Source organism: Paenibacillus xylanilyticus, from assembly GCF_047246825.1.
GTDB classification, from domain to species: Bacteria; Bacillota; Bacilli; order Paenibacillales; family Paenibacillaceae; genus Paenibacillus; species Paenibacillus xylanilyticus_B.
The window spans coordinates 48,070-61,448 of the sequence record NZ_JBFOLB010000010.1 but is presented as its reverse complement, the minus strand read 5'-3'; the positions used below and the strand labels follow the sequence as shown (position 1 = coordinate 61,448).

The window sequence follows — 13,379 nt, the reverse complement described above, 5'->3', positions numbered from 1 at the left end:
CATGTCTTTCTATATTTTGTACCTTATTTTCTTTATGGTAATAGCGCCGATATAGGAAGAGAATTTTCGTTTTGATTATTGTATAAGCAAAACAAAAAGAATAACTTTTCGCTTCCCCTTGTCGGTCTTGAGTAGGTAATTGCCTAACATTAAACAGTTATTAGGTGTGTCCTCTTTATTCCAGGAATACCCGAGCGAGTAACTAATACATCATTTGATGATAAAAAACAAGTTCACTCATTAGCTCTGTCGTTGAAAGGCTTATATAACTTTCCTGTAAAGTGTTACAAAATTCTGTTATCTTTTCTTTTTCGCCTTCAGATGCGATTCCAATTGAATAAAAATAAATGTCTAAATTTGATCCATTGTGATAATGGTTTTTGGCTTAGAACACAATGAGAATCCGTCGAATTTACCCGTTCGGAGTATTAAATATTACAGAAAGCCAAGCAGTCAAGATGGTTAAAGATGGATTTACAGCTTATCCGTAAATTGTTGGGGTGAATTACATTGAAATTAAAATCTATATAGTTCATGCATATGACATAGCTATCGTAGATAAAGAAACAGAAGAAGGACATACAATGACTTATGGCTGGTACTACGTTAACAAAGATACTGGAAAAATAACGTCTATGTTTTAAATATGGAAATGGGCCTTCTAATCGAGTCCCATTTCCAGCTACGAATGTACTTTTCGTATCAATCCAAAAATGTTATAACTTTAACTGCCCTTTTATAATTAACGACAAATCTTAACTATTATCTTTTATAAGTAAGGGCTTTATTGTGGCACTTTATAACGGATACCAATTTTAATTTATTTGTGGGATCTTTTGTGTCAAACGGAAGTGATCCAGCTATTATACCGTCCCATACCATAGTAATCCGTCTTAATTTATCGTCCCAACTACAATCAAATGCATCTGTTCAAAAGAAGTGTTTATCTCTATAAACAGCGCTTTTATTTCTTCTTTAGTCAATCGAAAACTATGTTTTGATACTTGTTGCCAGGATAGAACACCCTAATACAATAATTCGTTATAACCTTTATTACAAAACCACTCATTCTCAGCCATACCTTCGTAAAATGCAGATTGCCAAGAGTTTGGGTTGTGTTTAATCCTACTTTTTGCTTGTCTCTTCATCTCTTCTTTAAGCACCTCCATGCTTAAATCGTCCCAATATGCAGCTTGAGCAGCAATCTCATCTATGACATGGATACAATATAGAGTATTTAGTTCATAAAATTTGAAGTGGTACTCTACTCTTGTAGCTTTTTGTTCAGTCCAATCTGGTCTGGGATGAATATAGAAATAAATACTGGCGGGCTTACTACTTGATATTGATGCGAATAGAAAGCGCTCTGACCCTAAGTCATCAAAGTATGGGTGAAGAGTCTCCTCTTCGCTCGAAGTCGGCGTTTTATCCAATTTTTTCTTGTTACACTCTGGACAAGAAGGAACTAGGTTATCTGGAGTTACCACTAAAGAGGGGTACTCTGCTTTAGGTAATACATGATCCAACTGTGAGACTTTGCGCTGGCCACACAACGGACATGTAAAGTTAAAAGGAGATGACATTAATTTATCATAAAAAACTCTTCCTCTTGACTTTTTTGCAGCCATTCTACCATTATAAACCTCTTTCATCTCATCTATGGTCACCTCGTTTTTTTCACACAAATAGTCTTTAAATGTGTAAACTTTACTTTCTTCCGCTAACTCCGCAAAACGATCGGATGCTTCAATTACATCACTTAGACAATCTTCTAGCCTTCTTCTCAATTGTTTGTTTCTAATTTGCCTTACGCATGTAGAATACACATCTTCAACCTGTACCTCTGGTCTATTTAAATTTCTCATTCAGCTTTTTCTCCTGATTTCATAAGTATTCTTAAAATAGCACGTGCTTCCAAACCTAAGTTTTCATCAAAGTGAGCTAGAGCTTCTTCATAATCTGTATATTTATTAGCAGCATCTTTTAAAATATTATGAAATCCTGAATCCGTAACTTCAAATGAAAAAACTTCTTTAGTCAATGTATTTATATTCTCTCCGAAAGTCTCAATCTCTGGTCTATTAAAAGAAAGTTCTCTACCGATACGGTTGTAGATCCAAGCACAATCTCTTGGTACCTCCTGTAAAACAACTGGCGAATGAGTAGCAACAATCCCAACACCATTTCTCTTTAATAACAAGTAAGACAGAATTCTTGTCAAAGTGGATAGTAATGGTGGATGCAAATGAGTTTCTGGTTCATCAAGTAAAATTAAAGTGCGTTCTTCTAATTTCTCAACTAATTTTGAAATAGTAAGTAAGACAATACTATGTCCAGAACTAAATTTTTTACATATTGGCTCAGCCATTTGTTCAAAGTCTTTCTTCAGTTTTTGCATATCGGAAGTAGCTATTCTCTTTTTTTCATCATGTGCCTTTTTCATCAGTTTGCTTTCTTCTTCTGAATATTCTAATAACTCTGCAATACCAGATTCCATGAAAATTGGGTCACTGTTCAGCATTTTCACAGCCTGTTTAAAACGTTCTTTTTTAGATGGCAACCTATTGCCCACATCACGTAAAAGCCACATACTATTAATAAATTCTTCACGTAGTTGTTCAGTACTTTTGGATTCTATAATTAACTGTTTCTTTGGGCTTTTTGAGGTTTCTACCTTTCTTTTTAGACCAATATAAGTGTACCCGGGTAATACCTTACTGCCCTGTTTATTTTGTAAAAATTCACTTTCATCAAAAGGGCTAAAGGATACATATATAACATTATCAAAAATCTTTTTTCTTTCACCAAAACGATCTTGATAAAAAACAAATCCACTTTGATCATCATTCTCCATTTTTTTATTAAGGAGGGATTGTATCATACCGTTCAATAAATGTGTCTTTCCTACACCATTCCTCCCAATGATGGCATGAATATTGCTTGGTGGTTTAGAGTTAGGATTAACCTCGAAAGATATTTGGTAACTCTCTGTTGAACCTCTCGCTGGTTTAGCAACAACATAATTAAAAGAGTAGTGAGACAATGTTGAGTCTCCTTGTGCTAAAGAATGGAATTTCCCCTTCACTTTTATTGGATTTATATCTCTTAACACTGCTTGAGTTGTAACCCTTTCCTTACGAACTTCACTATATTTCTTCAAATCCAGAGCAATATCATTCAGGCTATTGAGCAATTCATCTCTAAAAGAATCACCCAAACGATTTAAATTGTCATAATATGAAGTCTCATTCCCTAAAGAAAAGAAGTCTTCACTTAGTTTTTCAAAATAATCTGGAAGATCAACACGATCTTGATTAGCTTTCATTCCAATTTGTCCAAACTTTAAAGGCCCTATGTAATTAACCTCACCTTGATTGTCCTTGTAATACATTTGGTGCAAAACTCGGTATTCAAACCAATCATTCCAATTGTCCATTACTAAATATACAGTCTCGTTATCTTCTTTACTAAGATCAGCATTGACTGGCATTAATTTAAATATCATTCTCTTTTCACTACCTTCACCTAAAAATTCTCATTGACAGAGCACAACGCACATACTAGTATTTCTCTTTATCACAATCTAAACTGTTACTATCGATTTCTTTAAGTGTATATATTTAGTCAAAGTTGTGGAACTGTTATTATGAAAGAGATGAATAAAATAACTTCAAAGCTTTAGATAATAAAGAATCATGAGGTTTCTTGCTTTAACTATTCACCTCATCGTTTTGCTCTTTAAAGACGGTGCTGCAAGAATATATTTTTTTTAGTCTAAACCATAGATAAGTATAAACAGGCATTACTACATTAATAATTACTATAGCCTTATGTCTTTAAACCTTTGAAGAAGACCTAGTTCCTCCACAATATCTTCTGTCAGTTTTGAAAGAGTCCTTTTATGGTGACCATCATTAAATACATAATTCCCCACTACGAAACGAGCAACCTCTTCACGTGTTTGAAATATCAATCCAGAATTGTCCAGCAAATTGTCAATTGCTTCAGACGAGTAGTGGTACGACTTCTGGATAATCTCAGTAATGTAGTCATCATGAAAGTTATATAATTCTTTTATCTTAAACAAATTCACAGAGTTTTCTACTCTTTGTTTAAAATCAGAATCATTTGTCATAAAACGAATGCCAATCTCTAATTCTTTTTTTTGCAGTAGCTCGGTTAAATCGATCTCATCAGTACCGTTTATGCGAGGGGGATTAATCGTGAAGCGAACCTTATCCTCAAAACCATCTTGATAAGGATGAAGGAAACTGTTTAAAGTAAAGGATTTAGTCCCTTTAAAGTCAGAGTTACAAACTTTGCAACAAGGAATAAGGTTATACAGAGACAATGACAAATAAGGAAAGTTTGCTTTATCATAGAAATGATCGAGCACTGCTCTTGTTTGACCTTCTTTGTAGTTCTCAGATTGAGCTTTTCGATCCTTAGACTTTGATTTCATTCTGTAAGCATGAATATACTGCCGATTACAATAAGGACATACGGATATATTCAGTTCTTTCACGAGCAGATATGCTCCCCAATTATTATCATGGACTCCTGGTTGTCGGACGGAAAACTTTCCATAGTCAAACACAGTCATCATGCCTCTAGATATTGCCTTGCTGAGAGAACGTCCTCCATTTATCCGGTTAACCTCTGTAATAACTGTCTCAAGTTGTTCCGGTTCTCCTAATATAACTGTTTTATATTCCTTCAATAAGTATTCCCATACTTTTCTCTCTTTTTTTAAGCGACTTGGCTTTACTGCTAAGTCTTTAAGTAACGGCAATCCAGTTGATTCAAAATAACTTAGATGTTTATCCTTTACGCTTCTTATCTTGTCTTCAGGAATTTTTATCATCATTTTTTCCTTTCATTTTAAGAAGTTCATGCTCTAATTCTAGAATTCTCTTTTCCATTTGATGAAGAGAACTCTGAGTCAATTGAATCTTGTCCAAATACATCGCCCTTAACTTATTTCGTAGAATAGGCTCACCAATAAGTTCTATGAGCTTTTCTATAGTTTCTCTATGCTCCAATATACTAGTTGTATCTGACTGCACAATGTAGTTCGCTAATCTATTTATTTTCTTTTTGGCATACTCTCCAATTAAACCTTCACTCATGAAGAAGGCATCCGAAAACAAAGTATTTATGTTGGCTGCAAACGTCTGTTTGTGATCGTCAAGTCCATCCATTGTCTTTATTTTGTTATCACTTCTACGAAGAAAAACAATATGATCGTTCGGTAAATCAGAAATAATAAAAGGTGAATGGGATGTTAATATGATTTGTAAGTTAACTCTGTGTTTCTCACAGTATGAATAAGAGAAATATTCAATAAGGTCATTTATCAACCTTCGTTGCCATAGAGGATGAAGATATAATTCTCCTTCATCAATCAAAATTAAAACGTGTGACTTTTTATGAATTTTAGAATATGGACTATTAATTGCGGAAGAAAATCTGGAAATGATATTAAATAAAGCCCTCTCACCTGAGCTTAGATCACGCCAATCAAAATGTAGAAATGGATAATGTCTAAAAGCGTTTCTATAGTAAATAAGGAAATCACTAATCGAATCATTTATGTCAATATGAATTCCTTTCCTATCTATCTGGAGACGTTTTTGTTCAATCTCTTCAAGCAAATAATTAATAAATTTATATAGTCCTTGAAGAGTTTCATAGAATTGAAATGAATTTTTTGCTTTCAAAGTGATGAATTGGATCATTTCTAAAGCTTGGTAAATGTCGAATTTCTCACTATATGTATAGTAGTCCAGAGATTTATTAATTTCTTCGACTACTTCTTTGGGGCTGTTACGTATTTCAAAATATATATGCATTATCACTAAAAGTGTGAAATGAGAGACAGCATCATTTTTGTAGACTAAATCGTCATAAGCGGAGTTTAATATTTTTTCAAGTTGATAAGCATCTTTATAGCTCCTTAAATCGTTTACCATATGTTCATAAAAAATCATTGTAGGCTCAAATTTAGCTGTTACTTTCTTTGGCATTGAAAAAGGCAGGCTCCATTTTTCCACTTTATTTCTATGCCTAATGAGAAAGTTTAGTTGGTTTTCAGCGTCTAAGTAACGAATCATTTCAGACTCACGAGGAGTAAAGTCGTTTGTTTTATAACTACTATGAAAATATGGTCGATGGATCAGGAAATTTGTTGATATATTCTCTAAATTTCTGAATTCATTAGGAGTTGGAACATATGCTGAGTCAAAAATATTAGAAAAATAAACAATAGACATATCCTGAAAATGATCCTCGGTCATCAATTCAGTTTTTTGAATTTCCATAACACCCGATTCTTGAAAGTTACCATTATTCACATGCAGTTTATCTCCAACAAATAATCTTAAATCTCCATCAATTTTGAAAATAAGTAACACTTCGTATTCTTGAGAAAACTCTATAAGTTCCGTACTCCCACCTGACATAACAGAAGCAATTCGATTTAATAAGGTTGTTTTTCCTGTTCCGTTTTCTCCTATTAATGCTGTTATGTTTCTAATATAATAATTTTCTGAGAGGTGTTTTTCTGGCACAAAAAAACGAGGAATATGTAACTTATTCTTTTTCACGGATAGCTCTTCTGACGCTCGATCAAAACTAAATCTCCATGGTCCACCAAAATTAAGCTCCCATTCGTCCATACTTCTCAAAGGATCATTTATCCACATATATACAATTTCCATTTTCTTATATTACTCCTTCTCTTGACTCTTTATTTTCTAGTCCGTATTAAATCCATTACCTAGATTTAACAGTCTTATAAGGTTTTCTATTTTGATTCAATAACTCCCCCTCTTTTTAGTCTTAACCTTAGAAAAGTGATTCAATGACGAAGAATTATTGATTTCAATTCTGCTATAAAAACATACGTCAATCCACTATGAATAGAGTGAGATAACTGGAATCCTATAATTGTATTCAACTTAACTTTGAGCTCTTACACAATTTTCTTTTAGAGTTCCTCCAGTCCCTGTTAATAAATATACTCTATAACTCGTAGATATGCTTTAGATAGTAAAGAAGCGACAAGTAAAACTAGTCGCTTCTTTTTCTTCTTTTATCATATAGTTGCTTAGTTACTTGAATGTAATCGAAATCAGGAGCCATGAATCAACAACTTTAATAAACCTGTCTATTTTATTACCTATTTCTCGTACTTTATAGATGCCTATGAAACCCCATAGGGTGGTCGAAATCCGCTCCTGCTAAACTCACGGACACAATACTCCCCATCAGTCCCTTTTTGCGGGCTCTTCTGCACAATCTTTACAAATGCCCAAAATCACCACTTCGATCTCCCAGGCGTCTGTATAGTCTCCCGGCAGAGTCATTTCGTTTCCAATGTCTTTTGTATGCTGTAGGTGTTGACGGTTACTGGTGAATTAGCCAGTCCATCGGCGACTCTCCAGATGACTTCTCCATTAACACCCCATTTACTTCTTAGCTTGGAAAGCGGAGTGTTCGCCAGATCTCAACAAAACGAGCGATATTAAAGTGTCTCTCTTCAAGGTCGGTAATATGTAGATTACTCCGAGTCATTCATTCCATTCTTGTCGCTGTTCTAGACACCCAATTCTACCTGATCTTCGTACGCTATAAGAATTTGACCATTTGGGTTATGTATCGCATACCGGTTATAGACTACACCATAGGAATATGACCAGCTGTGCGGATTCCATGACTGAACTCTCTTACCACTCGAATAGTGATACAGCTCTGTTGCAGTGCGATCGATCAGCCACAAACGGTCCCTCTCTTCATCTATCATGATCTGATGAATGTCGTTTGAATTGTGGGTATCAGTTATGGCCTCAGCCTGATCGTCCGTGATCTGCCATTGATACATAAGAGATTCCTTAGAATTAAGCACCGCAATGAGGACTCGATCTTTCGAGTCGATTGCCACTGCACAGCTAGTATGCGGCTTTTCCAAATGACATAACCTATCCGGATGGTGGCCCTCCACATGGACAGCACGTACCTCGCTATTCTGCGCCGCATACACCAACCATTCGCTGTTAGGCGTGAAGGCCATAGTTTGAGTCGATCCCACACGGTCAGCCCGTGCAAGCCACACAAAATCATTACGCGAAGTCACAGGCTGGCTTTGTACCACATCCCAGATCTCTATTTCCTTTCCTTCCAGGCCAATAGCAAGAAATCGTCCATCCGGACTGAAAACGCTAGCGATAATCTTTCGATCCACATAGGTATGTTTGAGGATTAATTCACCTGTAACAAAATCCAGGATATAGAAAGTCCCGTATTCAGCTGGTATGGAATAACCGTTATCGCCCTGAGGATCATATTGAGCCGCTGTAGGTATGATCAGAATATACTTGCCCGAAGCGCTAAACGAAACATGAGTGTACTCTTCGTAATAGGCATTGGGAACCAGTTGCTCCCAATCCAAGCCCGGATATTTTAACTCCCTGACGAACTCCAGGCGCTGTAGATCCACAACAGCAACAAGCCCCACAGCCATCCCTACAGCAAGGAATTTCCCATCTGGACTGAATGCTAACCGAACCTCCATCGCTTTTTCTCCCAAAAAGAACGTATTGTAATCGGTCAATACCTTTAGTACCATACCATCCTGCATTCGGATCAACTTCAACTGTCCCGAGTAATCCATGACCGCGCCAATCGATCCATCTGGGCTTATCGCTATATCTCCTATCCACGAGTTCATCCGAGTTAATTCCAATAAAGCTGCACGGTTTCGGGAAGGGAACTGCACCGCTTCGGTGTAAAGCATGTTGTACTCACCCAAGGATTTCTCCATATCCTTCAACATTGTATCCCAGTATGAGCTACCAGAAGTTGGTCGCTCATGTAATTTAGCTTGAGCATCGAGCAGGTTTCCTTCACGTAGATTAGCCAGAGCCATCGTGTAGACTGCTTTAAACCGCAATTTCGGATGAATTTGTCCCCTGTCTAGCCACGGGCCGACTTCCCCATAACCGCATAACTATCACAGGGTTCTTGAAATACCAAAACCATTCCTTCGGTGATATCAAGCAACTGCCGAACGAAGCTCTCATTTTCGCTAGATTCCGTCTGTGTCGTGAATATCCCCTTCAAACAGGGAATCAGGTCACTCTCTACTCTGTGGATGTTACCGATATGCAAAGACGCTTCTATGTATAGAGAAAGTACTTCCATATGAATGACCTTACCTGCTTGATCGGCAAAATCCAGCCATTCACCCGCCGTAAAGGAATCAAATAGTTTCGTCAGTTGGGTAAATGAGCCTTCCGCATAGAAGTGCTGCACCTGATTGCGCTGATCCTTCGTAATCATGATTCCTTCACATGGCCTGCCTTTCTTACGTCTATTATAGAAGTTTCTTTAATTGAGAGATCCGACCTTGACTAATCCCCAATTGTACTGCAATTTGCTGCTGAGCCAGATCCGGCTGCTGTTCCATAAGTTCTTTCAACTGTTGAAGTTTAATGGCCGTTTTTTGCCTTACCTGCGGATATTCACTACTGGCTCTCTTAATAGACTCGTTAGAAGTATCTTGTTTAGAAGCAGAAACAATCGTACGCTCCGAGGATGCGGGAGTTTCGATGATTGGAGGAACGAACTCTTGAGGAATGTCATCTTGGTTTTTTAAATCTTGTGCACAGGTTCGGCAAATGAACTGCTCTTTATAGTACGTATCTGTATTCAGATCTCCGCAGAACACACATATCGTCGACTTATACTTTCTTAAAATCAACTCTTTTCCCTCTGTGAAAAACTCAAGCGGATCACCAATATGAATACCCATGGTATCTCGCATCTCTTTTGGAAGAACAATGCGTCCAAGGCGGTCTAAAGATCTCTTCATTCCGGTTCGTTTCATCAAAAATCCCTCCCCAAGTATATGAACTTCAAATGCTATCTTGTTTATTGTAAGAGGGAAGCCAAATTATTACAAGAAATTTACTTTTTAAGAGTGTTATCCGTATCAATTTCCTGAGTCTCACTCAAATAGACGGTCGATCAGCATTCAGGATTCGATCTTATTCTCGAGTATGGATAAACAGAAAAAAATACCTAGATAACAAAAAAAGTCGCATGAAAGCGACTTGAAATGCAATTGCATTGTGTAGCTGGAGTAACGATGAAACAAATATGATGTCTACCTAGAACTAATGACATAGAGAAAACTGCTGTCTTTTAATCTCTCTACTTGAGTGTTAAAAAAATTGTAACTATTGGACGGTTAAAAGCATAATTTTTTGATCAAACCCTCCACGCTCATCGTGTTTAGTTTTGCGAATATGCTCTAGTTCCTCCACTGTAGTACCTTGACTACGCGCAAAACTATAGACTACCTCTAACAAATCGGCCAAATCCTCGATCTGCTCGTTTTTCTCTTTCGCTTCAAGAAACTCGTTCAGTTCTTCTTGTAGCTTCGTCTTTAGAGCAACCGGATATTCTTCATCATCAAGTACTCTTATCTTACATTCCTTATCGTCTGCTTCAATAATTTGGGGTATCTTATCTCGAACAAGCTTGTTATATGTCTTCATCCAAAAAACCTCCTGTCGATTTCTTAACCCTGGCATGAAATCCAGAACTTGCGTACAAGATTACTTTCTATTGCTAGGTCTAGATCAGAAACATGCTTATTCAACTTCGCATTCTCTTTCAAATGGTCAAGAAGTGCTTGGTTTCTTGCTTCTAATCGAAGAATCATGTCCTCACTCGGTATCACATTGGATTTACTACTGTTACAAGATTGATGCGCGAACACTAAATTCCAGAGATCATCCGAATACAGATACGACCATGGGATCACATGATCAATCGCAGGTGTTTCAGCTTCTATTATTTCACCGCATAAAAAGCAAAGACACTCTGGGTTCTCAGCTTCAATAAACTCCGCAAATTTACCAAGTGGTTTCCGGCGCACCTGATCTTCGTCAATGATTCGTACTTTCTTTGACAATCTTGGCGAGTGATTAAAGTTCTCTAACATCTGCGTCCATCGATAATTAATGGCATCAAACACAATGAGACAATTGCTCTTAAGGGTAAGTAAATCCCCTCTTTGCATGAACAGACTATCCGCTTTTTGCTGATATTGATAAACACCTTCCACTTCTTTTCCTTCTATACGTAAGAAGCGGTAACTTACATCCGATTTTAGCGCTTTGACTGTAGAAGATACAGCCTTCTGATACTCTACACTGCATACGGTCTCTATATTAGATCTAAACCATTTTACTGGTTTCATCGAGCCTGTACGAGCCTGATAAGCGGTTATCAGCTGCTTTGCAATTGTCACCATAACAGGCGGCTTTACAGGATTTGAACTTTGCTGAAGAGCAAAGAATATGGTTTGCTCAAAATAATAGCGAAGTACCTTTTCTGCAATATCTCTTAACGGAACCTCAACTAGAATTACTTCTTCCGTTGGAAAAGCTTCTTCTTGCTCTACAGCAATTTCAGTAATGGCTTTAGCCCAAGCCATTTTATACGTGTTATCAAAAGAACAATTCCGAATGATATGTAGCCATTTTTCTAAGAAGTTCACTCATTTACTCCGATCTATCATATGGTTATTCCACAATGCTAACACAACATCCATCTGTGAGTTATGAGACATTTGTTTCCCATTCAACACCTCTCTCCACAAACCTAGCTTGTCCTTTGATAATCCAGGTTTGCTTTTCAAGACTTCAATCGCATGGATAGCGTAATATTTATTCTTCTCTGATCCACTTCTTGCAGAGTAATTACCATGAGGTATACCATTTACTAAACCCTTCTCACATAATCCAAGAAAAGCATTCTTAGGACAACCTTTACGCTGCCCCCATGTCCCCTCTCCGAAAGAAATTGACGCTGCTTTCTTCCAAGCAGAGAGTGGATGGGTTTCTTCACCATTTAATATGGAATGGATTGCACGAACCGCCACTTCACCGTACTTGTTCACCGATGTTTCCTCCAGAATTAAAAGTTAATGGGCTTTGACGAGATATGTTGAACCCCCTATATCCTAACATATCCAATTGATCTCAAGGTATAGATTTAGAGTTGTTTGGTTCATGTTGTTTTCACAAAGGCGCCTTGTCCACAACTTAGAACAAGAAATTGGTTTCTAAAACAAAAAAGCCGCGCGGCTTTTGATATCAATTACCATAACTCTTATTATTCAATAATAACTTTTTCAGCTAGAGCTTGTGGAGGCGATGACTGGGCTATAAGATTTTTTATCCATACTTCAGCTTTTTTGTTTTTTATTGAATTAGCAAATGTAGACTCGGCAGATCCACCGATAACCATTTCACTATTTTCATCTTGACTTATCCAAATTTGTTTCATTGCAGGATCATCTGGGTTATCTTGTTCAATCAATATTTGATTATCTTGTTCATTAACTTCTATAATTGTACCGCTGACGTCCGCATCTGATTGAGTTGGTTCATTTTGAGAACTACAGCCGGCGACTAGTAGCAACAAAACGAGCGTGAGCCCACTCACTAATTTAGCCATGATCATTACCTTCCACTTCATTATAAAGCCATCAATTGGAGGAATCAGTGTTAACTCCCGAGAGACCTAGCGCACTAATTGTATAACTATATTTTGAAAAAGCTTGCCAGATTTTCACTCCATCTATTCTAACTATACCCGAGTGGGTCCCTTCAATTCCTGCATAGTTTCGTACCCACTATTGACGACATTGTATACTAACCCTCCACTATCTCCTAACTGTGTACCACTAAGTTCAGTAATTATCATATCTGTCAGTCCACATTTAATCTCGTAACTAGTGTGAACAATATCTCAGCTAGAGGATAACTACTTCCATTCAGATTCTATCCACTCTTACCATACGCCTTGAGCTTCCCAGAAGTTATTTGAAATGTCGTCTCAAGGTGTATGAATTTTTATATGAATCGATATCTGTAGTTCGATCCCATTATGAAGCAACATCAAATGGGGATAGAGCGTTAATAAGTAAGGAAAACACATTAGGAGGTGTACAGTGAAAAATTGGAGTCTATTTGTATTACCTTGTCTTTTATTGTTTATAATCGGTTGTTCTGGCAACGAATCAATCATCCCTGAGAAATGGGATCGTTCAGAGGGCTATGTCATTCGAAAAGAAGATCTGAAAATATTGGTAGTTAAGCATATACCTGAGACTGGTAACATCTCAGTATCGCAAATTCTCGAACTAAACGAACCTGATGCAATTTGGATAACAGTCAAAAATTCTGAAGTGTATGAAACCATAGTAATAGGTGATAATGTTGACTTAAGCATTGAAGAATCGATAAAAAAGTCGTATCCATCTCAAGCTAATGCTACCGTTAGAATCAAGAACTAGTATCATTTTA

12 protein-coding genes are annotated in these 13,379 nt (G+C 37.0%); 1 reads left to right on the top strand and 11 read right to left on the bottom strand.

Annotated elements, in window-relative coordinates; genetic code table 11:
- Positions 1-1,025 precede the first annotated feature (1,025 nt).
- The 11 genes from AB3N00_RS28940 to AB3N00_RS28890 all read right to left on the bottom strand — a co-directional run bounded on the left by AB3N00_RS28940 (position 1,026) and on the right by AB3N00_RS28890 (position 12,528).
- Positions 1,026-1,865 carry an HNH endonuclease gene (locus AB3N00_RS28940; RefSeq protein ID WP_413037597.1) on the bottom strand — a complete coding sequence of 280 codons (840 nt, stop codon included), beginning with the start codon at positions 1,863-1,865 and terminating at the stop codon, positions 1,026-1,028.
- On the bottom strand, positions 1,862-3,505 hold the full coding sequence (locus tag AB3N00_RS28935; protein ID WP_413037596.1) for an AAA family ATPase: 1,644 nt from the start codon (positions 3,503-3,505) through the stop codon (positions 1,862-1,864). Before AB3N00_RS28935 ends, AB3N00_RS28940 begins: the two co-directional genes overlap by 4 nt.
- A gap of 315 nt (positions 3,506-3,820) precedes the next feature.
- On the bottom strand, positions 3,821-4,864 hold the full coding sequence (locus AB3N00_RS28930) for a hypothetical protein (RefSeq protein WP_413037595.1): 1,044 nt from the start codon (positions 4,862-4,864) through the stop codon (positions 3,821-3,823).
- Entirely contained in the window at positions 4,848-6,719 is a 1,872-nt protein-coding gene (locus AB3N00_RS28925; protein WP_413037594.1) for an AAA family ATPase, read from the bottom strand. Before AB3N00_RS28925 ends, AB3N00_RS28930 begins: the two co-directional genes overlap by 17 nt.
- Before the next feature lie 878 nt (positions 6,720-7,597).
- Positions 7,598-8,950: a WD40 repeat domain-containing protein gene (locus tag AB3N00_RS28920; RefSeq protein WP_413037593.1), complete on the bottom strand. Its 1,353-nt coding sequence runs from the start codon at positions 8,948-8,950 to the stop codon at positions 7,598-7,600.
- A gap of 23 nt (positions 8,951-8,973) precedes the next feature.
- Positions 8,974-9,339, bottom strand: a complete 366-nt coding sequence (locus AB3N00_RS28915) for a hypothetical protein (RefSeq protein WP_413037592.1) — start codon at positions 9,337-9,339, stop codon at positions 8,974-8,976.
- A gap of 34 nt (positions 9,340-9,373) precedes the next feature.
- Complete coding sequence (locus AB3N00_RS28910; protein WP_413037591.1) at positions 9,374-9,886, bottom strand: AbrB/MazE/SpoVT family DNA-binding domain-containing protein; 513 nt, start codon at positions 9,884-9,886, stop codon at positions 9,374-9,376.
- Positions 9,887-10,238: 352 nt separating this feature from the next.
- Entirely contained in the window at positions 10,239-10,559 is a 321-nt protein-coding gene (locus AB3N00_RS28905; RefSeq protein WP_413037590.1) for a nucleoside triphosphate pyrophosphohydrolase, read from the bottom strand.
- A 23-nt stretch (positions 10,560-10,582) separates the two neighbouring features.
- Positions 10,583-11,503, bottom strand: coding sequence for an HNH endonuclease domain-containing protein (locus AB3N00_RS28900; RefSeq protein WP_413037589.1), 921 nt, complete (start codon positions 11,501-11,503; stop codon positions 10,583-10,585).
- A gap of 63 nt (positions 11,504-11,566) precedes the next feature.
- Positions 11,567-11,968 (bottom strand): DUF6979 family protein, encoded by a 402-nt coding sequence (locus AB3N00_RS28895; protein ID WP_413037588.1) that lies wholly within the window; start codon positions 11,966-11,968, stop codon positions 11,567-11,569.
- A gap of 215 nt (positions 11,969-12,183) precedes the next feature.
- The gene (locus tag AB3N00_RS28890; protein ID WP_413037587.1) at positions 12,184-12,528 is read right to left on the bottom strand and encodes a DUF3221 domain-containing protein; all 345 of its coding nucleotides are present in this window, start codon (positions 12,526-12,528) and stop codon (positions 12,184-12,186) included.
- A gap of 496 nt (positions 12,529-13,024) precedes the next feature.
- Between AB3N00_RS28890 and AB3N00_RS28885 the strand changes: the two genes are divergently transcribed.
- A complete protein-coding gene (locus tag AB3N00_RS28885) occupies positions 13,025-13,369 on the top strand; it encodes a DUF3221 domain-containing protein (protein ID WP_413037586.1) in 345 nt (114 codons plus the stop codon).
- Positions 13,370-13,379 lie beyond the last annotated feature (10 nt).

What these genes read in the sequence shown, in the direction of transcription:
- AB3N00_RS28935 (WP_413037596.1), bottom strand. Translation starts at nt 3,505, where the DNA reads ATGATATTTAAATTAATGCCAGTCAATGCTGATCTTAGTAAAGAAGAT.
- AB3N00_RS28910 (WP_413037591.1), bottom strand. Translation starts at nt 9,886, where the DNA reads ATGAAACGAACCGGAATGAAGAGATCTTTAGACCGCCTTGGACGCATT.
- AB3N00_RS28900 (WP_413037589.1), bottom strand. Translation starts at nt 11,503, where the DNA reads ATGGCTTGGGCTAAAGCCATTACTGAAATTGCTGTAGAGCAAGAAGAA.
- AB3N00_RS28925 (WP_413037594.1), bottom strand. Translation starts at nt 6,719, where the DNA reads ATGGAAATTGTATATATGTGGATAAATGATCCTTTGAGAAGTATGGAC.
- AB3N00_RS28890 (WP_413037587.1), bottom strand. Translation starts at nt 12,528, where the DNA reads ATGGCTAAATTAGTGAGTGGGCTCACGCTCGTTTTGTTGCTACTAGTC.
- AB3N00_RS28940 (WP_413037597.1), bottom strand. Translation starts at nt 1,865, where the DNA reads ATGAGAAATTTAAATAGACCAGAGGTACAGGTTGAAGATGTGTATTCT.
- AB3N00_RS28915 (WP_413037592.1), bottom strand. Translation starts at nt 9,339, where the DNA reads ATGATTACGAAGGATCAGCGCAATCAGGTGCAGCACTTCTATGCGGAA.
- AB3N00_RS28905 (WP_413037590.1), bottom strand. Translation starts at nt 10,559, where the DNA reads ATGAAGACATATAACAAGCTTGTTCGAGATAAGATACCCCAAATTATT.
- AB3N00_RS28930 (WP_413037595.1), bottom strand. Translation starts at nt 4,864, where the DNA reads ATGATAAAAATTCCTGAAGACAAGATAAGAAGCGTAAAGGATAAACAT.